General features: G+C 42.5%; 17 protein-coding genes. 16 read left to right on the forward strand and 1 reads right to left on the reverse strand.

Annotation, left to right across the window (positions count from 1 at the left end):
• Positions 1-89 precede the first annotated feature (89 nt).
• The 4 genes from ACQ93I_RS16085 to ACQ93I_RS16100 all read left to right on the forward strand — a co-directional run bounded on the left by ACQ93I_RS16085 (position 90) and on the right by ACQ93I_RS16100 (position 6,699).
• Positions 90-578 carry an endonuclease domain-containing protein gene (locus ACQ93I_RS16085; RefSeq protein WP_431699410.1) on the forward strand — a complete coding sequence of 163 codons (489 nt, stop codon included), beginning with the start codon at positions 90-92 and terminating at the stop codon, positions 576-578.
• 703 nt (positions 579-1,281) lie between these two features.
• The gene (locus tag ACQ93I_RS16090; RefSeq protein ID WP_431699411.1) at positions 1,282-2,352 is read left to right on the forward strand and encodes a DUF3810 domain-containing protein; all 1,071 of its coding nucleotides are present in this window, start codon (positions 1,282-1,284) and stop codon (positions 2,350-2,352) included.
• A 65-nt stretch (positions 2,353-2,417) separates the two neighbouring features.
• Positions 2,418-5,375, forward strand: a complete 2,958-nt coding sequence (locus ACQ93I_RS16095) for an amidohydrolase family protein (protein WP_431699412.1) — start codon at positions 2,418-2,420, stop codon at positions 5,373-5,375.
• Between the two features lie 10 nt (positions 5,376-5,385).
• Positions 5,386-6,699 (forward strand): amidohydrolase family protein, encoded by a 1,314-nt coding sequence (locus tag ACQ93I_RS16100; protein ID WP_431699413.1) that lies wholly within the window; start codon positions 5,386-5,388, stop codon positions 6,697-6,699.
• A gap of 155 nt (positions 6,700-6,854) precedes the next feature.
• On the opposite strand, the gene ACQ93I_RS16105 is transcribed toward ACQ93I_RS16100, so the two are convergent.
• A complete protein-coding gene (locus tag ACQ93I_RS16105) occupies positions 6,855-7,298 on the reverse strand; it encodes a hypothetical protein (protein ID WP_431699414.1) in 444 nt (147 codons plus the stop codon).
• Positions 7,299-7,412: 114 nt separating this feature from the next.
• On the opposite strand from ACQ93I_RS16105, the gene ACQ93I_RS16110 reads away from it, so the two are divergent.
• The 12 genes from ACQ93I_RS16110 to ACQ93I_RS16165 all read left to right on the forward strand — a co-directional run bounded on the left by ACQ93I_RS16110 (position 7,413) and on the right by ACQ93I_RS16165 (position 18,699).
• Entirely contained in the window at positions 7,413-8,213 is an 801-nt protein-coding gene (locus tag ACQ93I_RS16110; RefSeq protein WP_431699415.1) for a TrmH family RNA methyltransferase, read from the forward strand.
• A gap of 1,016 nt (positions 8,214-9,229) precedes the next feature.
• Entirely contained in the window at positions 9,230-10,462 is a 1,233-nt protein-coding gene (locus tag ACQ93I_RS16115) for a M48 family metallopeptidase (protein WP_431699416.1), read from the forward strand.
• Between the two features lie 40 nt (positions 10,463-10,502).
• Positions 10,503-12,707, forward strand: a complete 2,205-nt coding sequence (locus ACQ93I_RS16120; protein WP_431699417.1) for a RelA/SpoT family protein — start codon at positions 10,503-10,505, stop codon at positions 12,705-12,707.
• Positions 12,708-12,730: 23 nt separating this feature from the next.
• Positions 12,731-13,186, forward strand: coding sequence for a Fur family transcriptional regulator (locus ACQ93I_RS16125; RefSeq protein ID WP_266070967.1), 456 nt, complete (start codon positions 12,731-12,733; stop codon positions 13,184-13,186).
• An 11-nt stretch (positions 13,187-13,197) separates the two neighbouring features.
• Complete coding sequence (locus ACQ93I_RS16130) at positions 13,198-14,469, forward strand: adenylosuccinate synthase (RefSeq protein ID WP_431699418.1); 1,272 nt, start codon at positions 13,198-13,200, stop codon at positions 14,467-14,469.
• A gap of 211 nt (positions 14,470-14,680) precedes the next feature.
• The gene (locus ACQ93I_RS16135) at positions 14,681-15,295 is read left to right on the forward strand and encodes a hypothetical protein (protein ID WP_431699419.1); all 615 of its coding nucleotides are present in this window, start codon (positions 14,681-14,683) and stop codon (positions 15,293-15,295) included.
• Positions 15,292-15,591, forward strand: coding sequence for a winged helix-turn-helix domain-containing protein (locus tag ACQ93I_RS16140; RefSeq protein WP_431699420.1), 300 nt, complete (start codon positions 15,292-15,294; stop codon positions 15,589-15,591). Before ACQ93I_RS16135 ends, ACQ93I_RS16140 begins: the two co-directional genes overlap by 4 nt.
• 232 nt (positions 15,592-15,823) lie before the next feature.
• Positions 15,824-16,108, forward strand: coding sequence for a hypothetical protein (locus tag ACQ93I_RS16145; protein WP_431699421.1), 285 nt, complete (start codon positions 15,824-15,826; stop codon positions 16,106-16,108).
• 18 nt (positions 16,109-16,126) lie between these two features.
• Positions 16,127-16,510: a hypothetical protein gene (locus tag ACQ93I_RS16150; protein WP_431699422.1), complete on the forward strand. Its 384-nt coding sequence runs from the start codon at positions 16,127-16,129 to the stop codon at positions 16,508-16,510.
• A gap of 23 nt (positions 16,511-16,533) precedes the next feature.
• On the forward strand, positions 16,534-16,803 hold the full coding sequence (locus ACQ93I_RS16155; protein ID WP_431699423.1) for a hypothetical protein: 270 nt from the start codon (positions 16,534-16,536) through the stop codon (positions 16,801-16,803).
• A gap of 59 nt (positions 16,804-16,862) precedes the next feature.
• A complete protein-coding gene (locus ACQ93I_RS16160; RefSeq protein ID WP_431699424.1) occupies positions 16,863-17,657 on the forward strand; it encodes an oxygenase MpaB family protein in 795 nt (264 codons plus the stop codon).
• A gap of 286 nt (positions 17,658-17,943) precedes the next feature.
• Positions 17,944-18,699: a DUF6090 family protein gene (locus ACQ93I_RS16165; protein WP_431699425.1), complete on the forward strand. Its 756-nt coding sequence runs from the start codon at positions 17,944-17,946 to the stop codon at positions 18,697-18,699.
• Positions 18,700-18,835: the final 136 nt, after the last annotated feature.

Below are 18,835 nucleotides of genomic sequence, written 5' to 3' on the forward strand. Positions count from 1 at the left end.
CCCTCCCTGTCTTTCAAATCCTCCTCCAGAAAAGTGTGCTTCACAAAAGAAATTCTAACGATTAGGATATATTTTCTTAATTTAATTAAATGATCAGGGATGAAAACGAAAAAAAGTCGGGAGGGTCCCCTAACTCGGAGGGGTGTCCGCAGGACGGGGTGGGAAATCGCACCATCCTTACTACAATAGATGCTATTCCCATATATCGCAGATCTTCTCCTTATTTACCGGCAGAAAAGAGTCTTCATACCAGGGCAAGGGCTTTGCGTAAAATGGGTAACCAACCGGAAATCGTTTTTTGGCAACAGGTTCATAAAGGAAAATTTTACAATATTGATTTTGATAGGCAACGTGTCATTGGACATTACATTGTAGATTTTTACGTTAAGGGATTAATGCTGGTCGTCGAAATAGATGGTTCCAGCCATAACGAAAAGCAAGAATATGATGATCGGCGGGAAAATTATCTCCGAAATTTGGGTTTACTGGTCTGGAAAGTGAGTGCTACTGAGGTAATGATGAATGTTGAACGGGTTATGGAGAATCTAAAGCAGTATATAATTGATAAGTATTCATAGATTGATCGTCTACTCCCACCCCGCCTTTCAAGCACCCCTCCGGAGGAGGGGACGCTTCGGAAGAGAAATTTTGATAAAATAGGTAAGGTGATATATAAAAACATAATTCAGGCATTGATACCACCCACCCCGACCTTCGGCCACCCCTCCGGAGGAGGGGACACTTTGAAAGAGAAATTCAGTAATAAAAGTATTATTTCTGATAAAAATTGAGATTCTGAAGACCATCACCCCCGGCCTAGGGTTACGCTCAGGAGAAAGAGATCGTCTGGAGATAATAAAAATCATTTGTGTATTTGGGGTCAAAATTATCTGAGTACTGAACAAGGAATTTTCCCCCGCCTTGCAGGCACCCCTCCGGAGGAGGGGACACTCGGAAGAAAAATTCAGTATAAAAAAAGTGTTACTTCTGATAAAAATTGAGATTTGGAACACCATCACCCCCGGCCTAGGGTTACGCTCAGGAGAAAGAGATCGTCTGGAGATAACAAAAAATAATTTGTGAATTCGTGGCTAAAAATATCCGAGTACTGAACAAGGATTTCCACCCCGCCTTACAGGCACCCCTCGGGAGGAGGGGACACTCGGAAGAAAAATAGTTCTACTCAAGTTTTCCCGGTTTCAACCAAAATACCGATAATTTTATTAAAGTCTTGGCTGCTGTCTCTTGCAGGTTGATCCCTAAAAATCCTATTTTTGAAAGGTGAAGAAAAAAGTTGCTTTAATTCTAGCCCTGTTCTTGCCTGTTCAGATCATCCTGATTAAGGTATTGGCTAACTACCCTCTATTCGTGGAAAAGTGGTACAGCAACGGCATTTATCCCATTACTTCGGCCTTACTGAGAAAAACCCTCGGATTCTTTCCGTTTTCTCTGGGGGATCTTTTGTACGCTTTACTGGTGATTATGCTTATTCGCTGGGTCGTATTGAGAATAAAGCAAAGATTCAAAGATCCCAGGAAATGGATATTAAATGCTCTTGCCGTATTATCTCTTATCTATTTTTGCTTTAACCTCTTTTGGGGTTTTAATTATTACCGGTTGCCGCTGCATGCTGCCCTGGAAATTGAAAATGATTACACTACAGAGGAGCTGGTAGAGTTAACGCAAGATCTTATTGCCACCTCCAACGAACTTCATCTTTCTATTACCGGCGATGACTCTGTAAAAGTGGAAATTCCTTATTCAAAATATGAACTCCTCAAATTGTCGGTAGAGGGATATAAGAATATTGAAGATGATTTTCCGGAACTTGATTACCACGTGCCCAGCCTAAAGCGTTCTCTCTACAGCGTTCCCCTTACCTATATGGGTTTTAATGGTTACTTAAATCCGCTAACCAACGAAGGGCAGGTAAACACGCAAATTGTGGCGTATAAGATTCCTACTACCGCGAGCCATGAAATTGGTCATCAGTTAGGTTTTGCTAAAGAAAATGAGGCCAACTTTCTCGCCTGTCTTACCACGATGAACCATCCTGATCCATATTTCAACTATTCGGGCTACACCTTTGCCTTAAGCTATTGCCTGAGTGAACTTTACCGCCGGGATCCTAAATTAGCCGAAAAGTTTGCCGCAGAACTTAACTTTGGGGTCAAGGAAAACTACCGGGAGGTGCGGGAATTTTGGGAAAGCCACAAAAATCCTTTCGAACCCATTTTTATGTTCACCTACAATTCCTTCCTGGTGGCCAATAATCAGCCACAGGGAATGAAGAGCTACAGTTACGTGGTGGCGCTGCTGGTAAATTATCACAAGAGCAGGGGGAAATTATAATAACTTTATAATTCTCGTTTTTTTGTTAACTTACCTGCTCAAAATTCCAATCCTATAACAATTTTATGAGAATTAAACTTTTATTCTGCCTGCTGTTTAGTGCCGTAACCGGACTGCAGGCGCAGGAGTATTTTCCTAAGAATGATGCCGTTAAGGCTCAGAAAAATACCAACTTCACAGTTCTTTCGAACGCCAACATTTATGTAGATCCTTCCACAATTATTCAAAACGGTATGCTGGCCATGCGCAATGGAAAGGTCACCGCCGTTGGAAAAAACATTAAAATTCCCGCAAATGCGGTAGTCATTGACCTTAAAGGAAAAACAGTTTACCCTTCCTTTATTGATCTTTACTCGAGTTTTGGGATTGAAAAACCGAAGAGCGAAGGCGGCAGCCCCTACAGCGGGAATCCGCAGTACGATGCCGGGCGTGAAGGTTATTACTGGAATGACCACATAAGGCCAGAAACTTCCGCTTTAGAAAACTTCTCCTATAATAAGGAAGAAGCCGAAAAGCTGAGAAAGCTCGGTTTTGGCGTGGTTAATACTCACATGCCCGACGGAATTGTTCGCGGTACCGGAATCCTTATCGCCTTAAATTCCGAAGGAACTGAAGGAGACAGAATGCTCGATGAAGAGTCTGCACAATATCTTTCCTTTGAAAAAAGTGCAAAATCAAAACAGGTCTACCCTTCTTCTAAAATGGGTGCCATGGCATTGTTAAGACAGACTTATCTTGACGCCGACTGGTACGCCAAGGGTAACGCCGATAATAAAGATCTTGCTCTTGAAGCTTTTAATGAGAACAAAAACCTCCTTCAGATCTTCAAAACCGACAATTTACTGGATGAACTTCGTGCTGATAAAGTGGGCGACGAAATGGGTGTGCAGTATGTGATTGTGGGCAGCGGAAAGGAATTTGAGCGACTTGATGCCATAAAAGCCACCAACGCCGCCTTTATTGTGCCTGTTAATTACCCAGAGCCATTTGATATGGAAGACCCGTACATGGCCAACTACGCCACATTGGGAGACATGAAAGAATGGAACCAGGCGCCGGCAAACCTTAAAATGCTTAGCGAGAAGAAAATTCCCTACACCATCACATCTCATGATGCCGAAAAGAATTTCAGGGAGAATTTACTTAAAGCAGTGGCTTATGGACTTGATAAAAAAGATGCCCTTGCTGCCTTAACAACCGTGCCTGCAAAACTTATAGGCCATGAAAATAAACTTGGAACCTTAAAAGAAGGCGCCTGGGCGAATTTTATCATTACCTCTGGCGACTATTTTGAAAAAGAAACTACTATCTACGAGAACTGGGTGCAGGGAAAAAGAGAAGTATTTGAAGATATTGGCCTTGTGAACCTCAACGGTACTTATGATGTCAAGGTCGGTGGCGATACCTATACGGTAAAGATCACAGGCGAACCTTCATCACCCAAGGCTGAAGTTAGCACCAATAATAGCAAGATAGGTTCAAAGATCAACTACAGCAACAACTGGGTTAACCTGCTGCTATCTTCTCCCGATACTACAAAAACTGAATACACCAGGCTTAGCGCCAGAATCTCGAATAACGCAAAAACCTTCAGCGGAAAAGCCATTTTAGGAGATGGTACAGTAACCAGTTTTACTGCAATCCGCACCGAAGATGCTTCAGAAAAGAAGGATGAAAAATCTGAAGAACACTCCGAAGTACTTCCTGTCACCTTCCCGAATATGGCTTATGGATTCCAGGAGCTTCCGAAGCAACAGGACGTACTCTTCAAGAATGCCACGGTTTGGACCAATGAAGCTGAAGGCATCATGGAAAACAGCGACGTGCTGGTAAAGAATGGGAAGATTGCTGCAGTTGGTAAAAACCTTAGCGCCCGTGGGGCGACTGTAATAGATGCTACAGGAAAGCACCTTACTACCGGGATTATAGATGAGCACTCTCACCTGTCGGCATCGGCCGTGAATGAGGCGGGCCACAACTCATCGGCCGAGGTGCAAATGGAAGATGTTGTAGATCCCGATGATATTGGAATTTACCGGAACCTGGCAGGGGGAGTAACTACTATGCAGCTACTACATGGATCGGCAAACCCCATTGGAGGACAGTCGGCCATTTTAAAGATGAAATGGGGAGCAACTCCGCAGGAAATGGTTCTTGACAATTCACCAAAGTTCATCAAGTTCGCTTTGGGAGAGAACGTGAAACAGGCAAACTGGGACAGCAATTCCCGTTTCCCACAAACCCGTATGGGTGTGGAACAGGTATTTGTAGATTATTTTACCCGTGCCCGGGAATATGAGCAACTAAAGAAGAGCGGCAAACCTTATCGCGAGGACATTGAAATGGAAACCATCCTGGAAATCATTAATGGCGAACGCTTTGTGACTGCTCACTCCTATGTTCAAAGTGAGATCAATATGTTGATGAAGGTAGCCGAGCAATTCGGTTTCAATATAAATACGTTTACTCATATTTTGGAAGGTTACAAATTAGCCGATAAAATGGCCGAACACGGCGTGGGAGGTTCTACTTTCTCTGACTGGTGGGCGTATAAATATGAAGTAAAAGATGCCATCCCGCAGAATGCTGCCATTATGCATAATGCCGGTGTAACAGTGGCCATTAACAGTGATGACGCCGAAATGAGCCGTAGACTAAATCAGGAGGCGGCAAAAAGTGTAAAATACGGGGACATTTCTGAAGAGGAAGCCTGGAAGTTTGTGACCCTCAACCCGGCAAAACTGCTTCACATAGACGATCGTGTGGGAAGTATCAAAGAAGGAAAAGATGCCGATTTAGTGCTGTGGAATGCCCATCCGCTTTCCGTTTACGCCAAGCCTGAAAAGACAATTATTGAAGGCGTAGTGTATTTTGATCTGGAAAGAGATCAACAACTTAGAAAGGAAGTGGAAAAGCAGAAAAACCTGCTCACCTCCCAGATGCTAAAGGCCAAAAACAATGGTCTTAAGACGCAGCCGGTAAAGAATTCCACCAAAGAAGAAATGCACTGTGACACCCTCTAAAAACTGAAGTATGAAAAATTTGAAAATATATATCCTGCCGGTCCTGCTCCTTTTTGCAGGTTCGGTCATAGCACAACAAACTCCGGCGCCACAACAGGACCGGGCAATAAGCATTGTTGGAGCCACTGCCCACGTTGGTAACGGAGAGGTAATCGAGAACAGCGTGATCATCTTTGAGAACGGAAAACTAACTACGGTGACTGATGCGGCTTCGACCAATCGACAATATCCCGGTACCGTGATCGATGCTAAGGGCAAACACGTTTATCCCGGATTTATCGCCCCTAACTCCACTCTCGGATTGGTAGAAATTGATGCGGTGGTACAGAGTGATGACGAAGATGAACTTGGGGAGCTTTTACCTCACGTTCGCAGTCTTATCGCTTATAATGCCGAAAGCCAGGTGGTGGAAAGTATGCGTCCCAATGGCGTGCTTGTCGGGCAAATCGCTCCGCGGGGCGGAAGGATCTCCGGTACCTCGTCTATTGTACAGTTTGATGCATGGAACTGGGAAGATGCCGTATTAAAAGAAGATGATGGCTTGCACATTAACTGGCCCAACAGCGTTCGCAGAGGCCGTTGGTGGATGGGTGAAGATCCCGGCATAAAACCGAATGATGATTATTCAAAAGACCTTCAGGAGTTGAGCTCATTTTTTAAAAATGCCAAAGCCTATCTCGCAGGACCCCAGGAAAAAGCGAATCTGCCTTTCCAGGCCATGGAAGCTGTATTTAACGGAAAAAAGAAAATTTACATCCACGCCGATTCAGAAAAAGAGATTATCGATGTCCTGGCTTTTAAAGAAGAGCATCAACTGGACAATGTAGTGCTTGTGGGCGCTTACGATGCTTTTAAAGTAGCCAATCAAATCAAGACAGCCAATGTCCCGGTACTTGTAGGCCGTGTGCACGAAACCCCGCAAATGGAAGATCAGGATTATGACCTACCCTACAAACTCGCCTACCTGCTTAACCAGGAAGGAATTCTTGTGGGGCTGGAAACCAGCGGTGACATGGAAAGAATGAACAGCCGAAACTTGCCATTTTACGCAGGTACAGTTACCGGTTACGGCCTCAGTAAAGCCGACGCTCTTAAAATGATCACTTCAAACACTGCAAAGATCCTGGGAGTTGACGACAGCCTTGGAACACTGGAGGCCGGTAAAGATGCCACTCTTTTTATTAGTGAAGGAGACGCGCTGGATATGCGTACCAATAAAGTTGCCCAGGCATTTATTCAGGGGCGTGAAATAAGTTTGGAAAGCCACCAGACAGAGCTGGCAAAAAGATATACTGAAAAATACGGCCAGCAGGAGAAAAAATAATCTCCAAAAATGCCATTTTTGACAGGAGGCTGATTGAAAAACTAATCCCGTTTAACCTGAAGGTTTTCAGGTTCTAACTACTTCTGAAAATTAGGATCGGTAGATTCTAAAACTTCCGAAGAAAAGATTAGTACTATTTCAATCAGCCTCTTTTTTTATACTTTAAAATCTTCCGAATTCAGTACCACCTGCGTAGAAGGCAGTACAGGTTTACTGTTATCTTCCGCAGTAATAAATATCCTTATAGGTTCATAAGGCGTATTGGTGGTCAATTTCCCGTTGTTCTTGCGATTGATATCCAGGCGGCCCAGGTTAATGGTTCCGTGTTTTTTAGTCACCATCCAAACCACATAATGCTCCCGCGAAGGTGTAAGCCTGTTGGGGCTTGCAAGGTTACTCACCTCAAGCTCGACTTCATAATTCTGGTTGTCATCTTTGTCGACCTTTACAACGGCTTCAGCAGCGGGTACTACATTAGAAACAGGGAAAGTGATCTTTTTACTGCAGGCAGTAATCAAAATAGCAGCAAAAATAAAGCTGAGAACCTTAAAAGCATCTTTTATCCCAAGAGGCTTCTTTGTCGTGTTTTTCTTCTTCATAAGTCTGTTTTTCGTTTTCCAGTTAATTTACCTCTTTTTTTTCAATATTGAAAATCGGGGTTTAGCGTTCTCCCCTATCCCTGTACCAAACCCGAAGTTTTCTATCTTTGCAGCATGCAGAAATTTATAAGTAGTTTTCAAAATCAGGCGGTAAAGAGGATCCTGCAGTTACAGGAAAAATCCCGTGCCCGTAAAAAGGAACAAGTCTTTGTAGTAGAAGGCATCCGGGAAATAAATTTAGCGATAAAAGGAGGCTACCAGGTCACCGAACTGTATTATACATCTGATCTCTTTCCTGCTGAAAAAGCCGAAAATCTGCTTTCATTTATTTCAAATCCTGTTGATGTGACCGAACTTTCTTCGGAAGTATATCAAAAGATCGCATACCGCGGAAGTACCGAAGGTGTACTTGCCGTTGTAGCCTCCCGGGAACTCAGCCTGCAACAACTGACGTTTAAAACTGATAACCCGCTGATTCTCGTCGCCGAAGCCCCCGAAAAACCCGGAAATATAGGAGCTTTATTGCGCACCGCCGATGCTGCAGCTGTAGATGCCGTACTTATTGCCAATCCGCGGACAGATATGTTCAATCCAAACATCATTCGCAGTAGTGTAGGCTGCATCTTTACAAATAAAATCGCCACCGGCAGTACTTCCGAAATCATTGCTTTTTTAAAAGAACGAAAAATTGCCATTTTTGGAGCCGCACTGCAGGCCTCTGTTCCTTATCACAGTGTCGACTTCACTGGCGGCAGTGCCATTGTGGTAGGTACTGAAGCCACAGGGTTAAGTAGCGAGTGGCTGGAAAACACTACCCAAAATATTATCATCCCCATGGAAGGAGCAATAGATTCCATGAACGTATCGGTTGCTGCGGGAATCTTGATATTTGAAGCAAAAAGGCAGCGGCAATAATTAAATTTCAGGTTCTCTTTTTAATGTTGCGGGTTTCGGGTTGTAAGTTACGGTTGCAGGTTGCGGGTTACGGGTTGCAGGTTGCGGGTTACGGGTTGCGAGTTGCGGGTTGCGGGTCGCGGGTCGCGGGTTGCGGGTTGCGGGTTTGCTTTAATTGCCCACCACGTCTTGCAGGCACCCCTCCGGTGGAGGGGACGGTACTGAGAATGTTTATTTTTAAGATGAGATACTCTTGAAACCAAAGTAAACTTCAGCCTGTTCAACAGTGACTATCGCTGCTTCAAGTCACGGGAAGAAAGAGTTTTTAGTTAAACATATTATTTGTGAATTCGTGGTCTAAATTATCTAGCAATAAAGAGTAAAAAGATCCAAACCTCCCAAACTTACAATTCCGAACCAAAACCCACCCCGCCTTGCAGGCACCCCTCCGGCAGAGGGGACGGTACTGAGAATGTTTATTTTTAAGATGAGATATTCTTGAAACCAAAGTAAACTTCAGCCTGTACAACACAAATCATCACTACTCAAAGTCACTCAGGAACAAAGAAAGAGCTTTTAATTAAACATATTATTTGTGAATTCGTGGCCTAAAATATCTGGCAAGACAAAACCCACCCCGCCTTACAGGCACCCCTCCGCCGGAGGAAGGGACACTTTGAAAGAGAAACAAAAAACATTTGTGAATACGTGGCCAAAAATATCCGACAATAAAGAGTAAAAAGATCTTAACCTCCCAACCTTACAAATCCGAACCAAAACCCACCCCGCCTTACAGGCACCCCTCCGCAGGAGGGGACGGTACTGAGTATGTTTGTTATTAAGATGAAAAATTAGATTTCATATAAGTTAACTTTAGTGGTCATCTATATCCGGGACGTACAACTCTCCACTTCCCTCTTTCCTCTCTCCACTCCCCTCTTCCCTCTCTTCACTTCCCTCTTTCCCCCAAAAGTCCTGTCTCCTCAAATGTGATTCTTCAATAAAGATTCTGCTTATATTAGCCGAAAACAACAAATTTGACTGCAAATACTCTTTTTTGGATCATCGTAAGTATCATCATTATTGACTTTTTAGTCGATAAGATCCTGGATGCCTTGAATGCCAAACACTATAATGATCCTGTGCCCGATTCGCTCAAAGACGTTTTTGACGAGCAGGAATACGAGAAATCACAACGGTATAAGAAATCGAACTACAAATTCGGGATGGTTTCGTCTACATTTTCGGTGGTGGTATTGTTGCTGTTCCTTTTCCTCGATGGCTTCGATTTTGCTGATACTCTTGCACGATCAGTTTCAGATAACGCCATTTTGATAGCACTGATCTTCTTTGGCATTATTATGCTTGGGAGCGATCTTTTATCGCTTCCCTTCTCGTGGTACCACACGTTTGTAATAGAAGAAAAATTCGGTTTTAATAAAACGACTCCCAGAACCTTCATTTTAGACAAGCTAAAAGGTTGGGGAATGTTGATCGTCCTTGGCGGCGGCATACTGGCATTGATAGTGTGGTTCTACCAGTTCGCAGGTGATAGCTTCTGGTGGTACGCATGGATATTAGTGGCGGCTTTCAGCATCTTTCTGAATATGTTCTACGCCAGGTTAATAGTTCCGCTTTTCAATAAACAAACTCCACTTTCCGAAGGTTCCCTGCGGAATAAGATAGAGGCCTATGCCCAGAAAGAAGGTTTTACTCTCGAAAAGATCTTTGTGATAGATAGTTCGAAAAGAAGCACTAAGGCCAATGCCTATTTTTCGGGTTTTGGAAGTGAGAAAAGGGTCACCCTTTACGACACTTTAATCACCGACCTGCAGGACGAGGAGATTGTTGCGGTTTTGGCACATGAGGTGGGGCATTACAAAAAGAACCACATCATCATCAACATGGTAATAAGCATTTTAAGCACAGGATTCACCCTTTGGATTTTGTCTCTTTTTGTGGGCAACCCGTTACTTTCGGAAGCATTGGGAGTGGAAAATCCAGGGTTTCACATAGGATTGGTAGCCTTCGGAATTTTGTACAGCCCTATTTCTGAACTTACCGGGATCATCATGAACTATCTCTCCCGGAAGTTTGAATATCAGGCCGATAATTTTGCGAAACAAACCTATAAGGCACAACCTTTGATTAGTGGATTAAAGAAGCTGTCAAAAAACAGCTTAAGCAATCTTACCCCGCACCCTGCTTATGTTTTTGTACATTACTCTCATCCGCCATTGTACAAACGTTTCAGGAATCTTGAAAGGTAATTAAATTGCCTGTTTTCAATCTTAATTGTATTTTTAGATCATGACGGAAGCCGCTATAGAAAAAGAAAACAAAGACATTGCCCAGCAGTACAAGGAACTGCTGCGCATAAGCTACCAAACCCTTACCGATGATGATAAAAAGCTCATTCGGCAGGCTTTTGATGTGGCGGTAGATGCCCATAAAGATCAGCGTCGCAAATCGGGAGAAGCTTATATTTTTCACCCCATTGCCGTAGCCAAAATTGTTGCTTCGGAAATTGGGCTTGACGCAACATCTATTGCTGCTGCCCTTTTACATGATGTGGTAGAAGACACCAGCTTTACTCTTGAAGACATTCAGCAGACGTTTGGTGATACTGTAGCGCGAATTGTAGACGGGCTCACCAAGATCTCTAACCTTGAACATGATAAAGATGTTTCCCTGCAGGCCGAGAACTTCAGGAAAATGCTGCTTACGCTGAATGATGACGTGAGGGTTATTATTATCAAGATCGCCGACAGGCTGCACAACATGCAGACGATGGATTCCATGCGGACAGACAAGCAGGAAAAGATCGCTTCAGAAACACTTTACATCTACGCTCCCCTGGCCCACCGTATTGGTTTGTACAACATCAAAACCGAACTTGAAGACCTGGGACTAAAATATACTGAACCTGAAGTTTATAACGAGATCCTTCAGAAAATTAGGGAAAGTAAGGAAGAGCAGGACAAATACATTGCTGAATTCACTAAGGTGATTCAGGATTCCCTGGACAGGGAAAATATGAAGTACACCATCAAGGGACGTCCAAAATCGATCTACTCGATACGGCGAAAAATGAAGAACCAAAATGTCACTTTTGACGAGGTATACGACAAGTTTGCCGTAAGGATCATCTACGGCAGTGATGCCGCCAATGAGAAATTTTTGGCATGGAAGATCTATTCAATCGTGACCGATCATTTTAGGCCCAACCCTACCCGCCTGCGCGACTGGATCTCCTCCCCAAAGTCCACCGGTTACGAAGCCCTGCACATCACTGTAATGGGACCTAAAGGCCGATGGGTGGAAGTGCAAATTCGCAGTGAGCGGATGAACGAGATTGCTGAAAAAGGTTATGCCGCGCATTACAAATACAAACAGGGCAGTGACCAGGAAGACAGCCTTGATGAATGGGTAAACAAGCTTCAGGAAGCCCTGGAAAATTCGGAAGTAAACGCAGTAGATTTTGTAGAGCAGTTTAAGCTGAACCTTTATTCCAAAGAGATCTTTGTATTTACACCACAGGGGGAACTAAAACCCCTTCCGAAGGGAGCTACCCCGCTGGACTTCGCCTTCAGCATACATACAGAAATTGGTTTGCGCACTCGTGGTGCCAGGGTGAACAGTAAACTGGTCCCGCTAAGCACCACCCTTAAAACCGGCGACCAGGTAGAGATCATTACTTCAGAAAAAGCAAAACCCAACTCCAACTGGCTCGATTATGCCACTACGGCACGGGCAAGGGCCAAGATCAAATCTTCCCTCAAAGAGGAAAAGAAGAATATCGCCGAAGAAGGAAAAGCCATTCTTTCAAGAAAATTACGGGCCCAAAAGATCCCGTTTAATGAAAAGACCATCAATGAACTGGTAATCTTCTTTAAGCTAAAAACAAGTCTCGACCTCTTTTACAGGGTTGGTGTGGGCACTATAGACAACCAGAAGTTGAAGGACTATGCAGCCTCGCGCAGCAACGCCCTGGTAAGTTTCTTTAAAAATAAGATAAGGAAACAGGACACGGTTGAGGATATTGACCGCGATGAGATCACAGCAAAATATGACCAGCTGGTGTTTGGCCGCGATGAAGAAATTCTCGACTATAAACTGGCCAACTGCTGTAATCCTATTCCGGGAGACAATGTTTTCGGGTTTATTACGGTAAGTGAAGGTATTAAAGTCCATAAAAAAGACTGTCCTAATGCCATCCAGCTGCAGAGCAATTTTGCCTACAGGATCATTCAGGCTAAATGGAAAGATTCTACCCAGGAAGAGTTCAAGGCAGTGATCAAGCTAACAGGAATAGACAATATTGGCCTGGTGAATGACGTGACCCGTGAGATCTCCAACAACATGAATACCAATATTAAAAATATTAATTTTGATAGCCAGGACGGCATTTTTACGGGCAGGATCACGGTTGTGGTCAAGAACAACAGCCTTCTTAAAAAACTCATTGAGCACCTCAAAAAAATAAACGGTATAGATAAGGTGACACGTGAATAATCTTATACCTTTGCACCCATATCATGAGCAAGAAAGTAGTGAACAAAAATGACCAGGCAGTAGTAAAGAATGTCTTTACCAAATACCTGGAAGAAAAGGGACACCGAAAGACTCCCGAGCGCTTCGCCATCCTGCAGGAGATCTACAACAGCGAAGAACATTTTGACATAGAGTCGCTCTACATCAAAATGAAGAACAAAAAGTACCGCGTGAGCCGTGCTACATTATACAATACCATTGAACTGCTATTGGAGTGCGGACTTGTGCGAAAACACCAGTTTGGCAACAACCAGGCCCAGTACGAAAAATCATATTTTGACCGTAACCACGACCATATTATCTTAACAGATACAGGTGAGGTGATCGAGTTTTGTGATCCACGGGTACAGGCTATCAAGCAAACAATAGAAGAAGTGTTTGATATACAGATTAACAATCATTCCTTATATTTTTACGGAAACAAAAAAGCAACCGAATAACCTGAATTTTTATGGCAGTAGACTTACTTCTTGGATTACAATGGGGAGATGAAGGCAAAGGAAAAATAGTAGATGTTTTCACCAAACAATATAACATCATCGCCCGCTTCCAGGGAGGCCCAAATGCAGGGCACACCTTAGAATTTGATGGTCAAAAGCATGTACTTCATACCATCCCTTCGGGCATCTTTCACGAAGATGCGTTAAACCTTGTAGGAAATGGCGTGGTAATAGACCCTGTTATCTTTAAGAGAGAATTAGATAACCTGAGCAAAGCCGGGGTAGATTATAAAGACAGACTTGTAATCTCCAGGAAAGCACATTTAATCTTACCTACACACCGTTTGCTAGATGCAGCCAGTGAGGCTTCAAAAGGCAAGGCCAAGATTGGCTCTACGTTAAAAGGAATTGGTCCTACTTATATGGATAAGACCGGCCGTAACGGAATTAGAGTAGGAGACCTTGAGCTAAGCGACTGGAAAGAGAAATACCGCACCCTGGCCGACAAGCATGAGGCTATGATAAGCTTCTACAACGTAGATGTTCAATACAATCTTGGGGAACTTGAAACCGAATTCTTTAAGGCTATAGAAACCCTAAAATCACTACAGTTTATTGATAGTGAAGAATACCTGTACCAGGCGCAAAAAAGCGGAAAAACCATTCTTGCTGAAGGTGCCCAGGGATCTTTACTCGATATTGATTTTGGTACCTATCCTTTTGTTACTTCCTCAAATACTACCGCGGCAGGAGCCTGTACGGGTCTTGGAGTTGCTCCAAACCAGATAGGGGAAGTCTTCGGAATATTTAAAGCATATACCACCCGCGTTGGAAGTGGCCCCTTCCCTACCGAACTTTTTGACGAAGATGGAGAGACCATGGGACGTGTGGGTAAAGAATTTGGTGCAACTACTGGAAGAGCCCGCCGTTGCGGATGGCTTGACATGGTAGCATTAAAATATGCAGTACAGGTGAGTGGTGTTACCCAACTCATTATGATGAAAGCCGATGTTTTGAGCGGTTTTGACACCTTGAAGATCTGTACCGCATATAACTATCGCGGCGAAGAGATCACCCACCTGCCATACAATGTTGAACATGAGAATGTAACTCCTGTTTATACACATTTTAAAGGCTGGGAGAAGGATCTCACTCAACTAAGCTCGGCAGACCAATTGCCAACTGAACTCAAAGATTATATTTCTTTTATTGAAAAAGAACTGGAGATCCCGGTGAAAATCGTTTCGGTAGGGCCAGACAGGCTACAGACTATCGAACTTTAAAGGGTCTCAAAAATGACATTTTTGAAAGGTGTTGCGAAAGCAGCACCTTTTTTTATGCCTACACTCAACCAGCATCAATAACCGCTATTATAATACGACCCTAATTTTTGTCGGCACCGGTTTTCTGAGAAATTTAAAACAACAGCTCATACATTTTCCTCTTGCACATTTAAAATTATTCACTAACTTTGAAACTCAAAGTACTTTTTAAATGAAGAAGACTGAAGAAGATTATATGCAAGACCTTCGGGAGATACGGTCTATCATGGAGCGATCAACTAAGTTCCTTTCCCTTAGCGGGGTTTCGGGCGTACTGGCGGGTGTATATGCTTTAGCAGGTGTTTATTCTGTGCACGGTATTTTTGATCAACAAGAGTCTCTTATTTACAAAACTGCTTCAAATGAACAAGTGTTGAGCCTTTTACTAACAGGAACTTTAGTCCTGCTTTTGGCTATCACAACTGCAGTCTTTTTTTCAGTCAGTAAAGGCCGGGAACGCGGGGAAAGAGTATGGAATGCAGCTGCAAAGAGCATGCTTAAAAGTATGGCAGTTCCGCTGGTTACCGGCGGACTAATTGCATTAATATTTTTAGCTAAAGGTTTGCTGGCATTCCTGGCACCCGTTACACTGATTTTTTATGGCCTCGCGCTCTACAATGCCAGAAATTACACCTTCAACGATGTAAAGTATTTTGGTATTGCCCAGCTGGTACTGGGGCTGCTGGCAATATATTTTACCCAGTACGGCTTGATGTTTTGGGCTTTTGGGTTTGGGGTATTGCATATCATATATGGCATTTACGTGAACTACAAGTACGAAAGGTGAAAATATCTATAAATGGTTTGCATAAGGCTTTTGAGAGCAGGATACGGCTCGGCATTATGTCGGCCCTGGCTGTGAATGATTCGCTTGATTTTTCTTCTCTCAAGGATTACCTCGAGGTGACAGATGGGAATTTAGCCAGTCATTTAAAAGCACTCGAAAAAGAGCATTTTATTGAAGTGACAAAAGCATTTATTGACAGAAAACCCAATACAAAATATGCAATGACAAGATCGGGGAGAAAAGCCTTTGAAGAACACCTCACAGCGCTGGAAAACCTTATCAAATCACAAAAGTAATTTTTTTACCTATATACTTTGAGATTCAAAGTACTTTAAAATAACTAAAACCCTGAACATGATGACGACCACGGAAATTGATCTACATCTCTTTACAGCTGAATACTCCGATGAACAAGTTTGGCTGCACCGTTACAGTCTTTATAAGGGAAGAGATAATCTGAAAGACCGCTCTAATCAAAATAAATTCAGGAGTTTCCTAAAATAAAAACAACTATAAAAATCAGACATTATGAAAACCAAAAGACTAACTGTTATCTTACTCGCCGCCACATTACTTCTACTTCTTCCTCTCCTTGGCATGCAGTTCAGTCAGGAAGTGAACTGGGACCTTTTCGATTTTATCGTTGCAGCCATTCTCCTCTACGGCACCGGGATTATCATAGAAGTGATATTAAGAAAGGTGAAAGACAATCAAAAACGACTTATCATCTGTGCCATCATTCTGGGAGCACTCTTTCTTTTTTGGGCCGAACTCGCCGTAGGTGTATTTGGCAGCCCCTTTGCCGGCAGCTAATCAAAGGTAGAATACAGCATGAGAACAATCCTTATTTACTTTCTGCTCCTCGCCTGCTGTCTCTCCTGCAAGCCTGAAAATGACAAGAATTTTCTTGCTTCGGAAAAAATTGCTGAAACCCCTGCGATATCTTTTGATGCTGAAAAATGGCATTTCAAAGATGGTTTCAATTATCCTTACAGAAATAGCATGCTGAAGGATCTTATGGAAGACACAAATTTCAGAAAGCTGAAGAAGCCGGAAGTGTTGGACCTTCTGGGAGAACCAACCAGGGTAGACACAAATTATCTGTTCTACAGAGTCCGGGAAAAGCGATTTGGTCTTGTGCCTTTCCACACTAAAACCATGGTTATGAAATTTACAGTAGCAGATAGCATCGAATGGATCAGGATCCATGAATAAAGAGCTAATTTTAAAAGAATAAGATGATCTGGCATAAATACATATCGAAATTGAGCGGCTGGTTATTCGGTCTGCTGCTGGTCACTCTAGGTATCCTTAACCTCTTACTGGTACATCCTGTGACCGGCTTGATATATCTTTTTCTGGCCCTCATTTTCCTGCCGCCCATAAGCCGTGCTTTTAAAAAACATTTCAGATTGTATATTCCGGTTGCGCTGAAGATCATTCTTGGTATTGTCATTCTCTGGTTTACCCTAGGCATAAGTGATCTTGCGGAAATATACGGGCTATAATAAAGATGGAAAGTAGGCAGGAAAATTGCACAAAAGAGAGAAACGATGAGTCCTGAAGTATGGAATATTTTGTGAAGAAAGAATCGATAGTAAGAGAGATTTGGGGTAAGAGTGATACTATCCTGGTCATTTTTGCAGGTGCATCGGCCGAATTTGCTTTGAACAAAGCAGTAGACTGGCTGTACTTCACCGGAAAATTACCCGCCGATCCTTTAGGCCGGCTCTTTTCAACCGTAACCTATGCCCGGCAAATCGTGTTCCTTACACATTCCGAAGCCATAGGAGCTATCAACAGGATCAATGCCATCCACAGCGGAGTAGAAAATCAGCGGGGCAGCAAAATTCCGCAGTGGGCGTACCGGGACGTGCTTTTTATGCTTATTGGATATTCCATTCGAGCCTATGAACTACTGGAGCGGAAACTTTCGGAAGAAGAAAAACAAGAAGTTTTCGACGTTTTCCACAGAGTAGGAAAGACAATGGAAATCGAAGACTTACCACCAAATTACAATGATTGGCTATCACAAAGAAAACAGCACCTGGAACAGGACCTGGAAGAGAGCAGGTACAGCAAAGATCTCTACCGGCAGTACAAAAAGCATCTTGGCCCTGTGCGCTACTGGTTCCTGTTAAAAGTACAGGAACTGGTATGCCCACAAAAGGTCAAAGAACTACTCCACCTAACTTCAAACCCGGTCATACCAACTGCGTTAAGAGCATACAAGATCATGCGGCACTTAAAACTGGACCATATCGCCAAATCACTGCTGCTCCCCAATGATTATAAGGACCAGATAGAAGACCTGGACAGTTTTAAAAACACGAATCAAAAACCCACTGAAGTCAGTTTCTAGAAAGATTTCACTAAGGTTTTATTGAGTTTTTTTTACAAAATCTTGAACCTGCAGAAGAACCCCTCCCCTCACTTTACCACCACATCCTGAATAAAATAGGGTCGTAAAAAGAACAGAAAAACCTGTTGTTATCCCGCAACTTTAATATGATAAAACACTATATTAGTTTTCATATAACGAGTTGTGCTTCATTATTTCAGCGAGCAATATTCTATAGAACATAAAGTTTCCAGAATTATCTGATTGATTAAAAATCATATCTTTAGAAGAACTAATCAATACACTAATGATAAAATTCTTTAGAAAAATTAGACAAAATTTACTTTCCGAAGGAAAAACTGGAAATTATCTAAAATATGCATTCGGAGAAATAATATTGGTAGTAATTGGAATTCTGATTGCATTACAGATTAATAACTGGAACATAAGCCAAAGCAATTTAAAAGAATCCAATGAGTTTGTAGGGCGACTTAAAGCTGAAGTAAAAAGTAATATAGATTTTACCAAAGAAGAAATTGAAAAAAAAGAAAGCCAAAAAAGGAGTTCATTGGCCATTTTAAAGATGTTCGGGGAAGACATAACCAAACTATCTTCCAAGACATTCGATAGTCTAATTAATATTAGTATGGCAAATGGCAATATGGAATTTAAGAACGGAACCTTAAATGAAGGACTTAATACTGGAAAGGTAGCACTTATTAAATCCGATTCCTTAAAGACACTTTTATACGGTTTGCCATCTTTAGTTGAAGAAGTCAGAACAGGAGAAAAATACATGAATGAAGACCTTAACGAATATTTTTATCCATTTATATACGAAAATATCAGTTTCAGACAGATGGATTATAAAAACGCTGAACATGGAGAACAAATCGGCCCATCTAAATTTATTAACCACAACAATTTAGATGCGCTAAATAGCTTAAAGTTTGAAAGCTTAATAGACAATATTTTTTACAACTCTAATGTACAGGTTGAAAACTATCAAAAACTTAAAAATGAATTAGAAACACTATACGAATTAATGGAAAAATATGACTAAAATAACGAAAGCACAACATCGGTTAAGCGCAAATAGCGGGCAATCTGGTGAAAAGTGCTATTTTAGAGATCAAGTAATAAACAACTAAGCCGACAAGTTCGCGTTCCTACTCCACGCTACTTGCCTTAACCAAGAC

Source organism: Salinimicrobium sp. WS361, assembly GCF_050750585.1.
Taxonomy (GTDB): domain Bacteria; phylum Bacteroidota; class Bacteroidia; order Flavobacteriales; family Flavobacteriaceae; genus Salinimicrobium.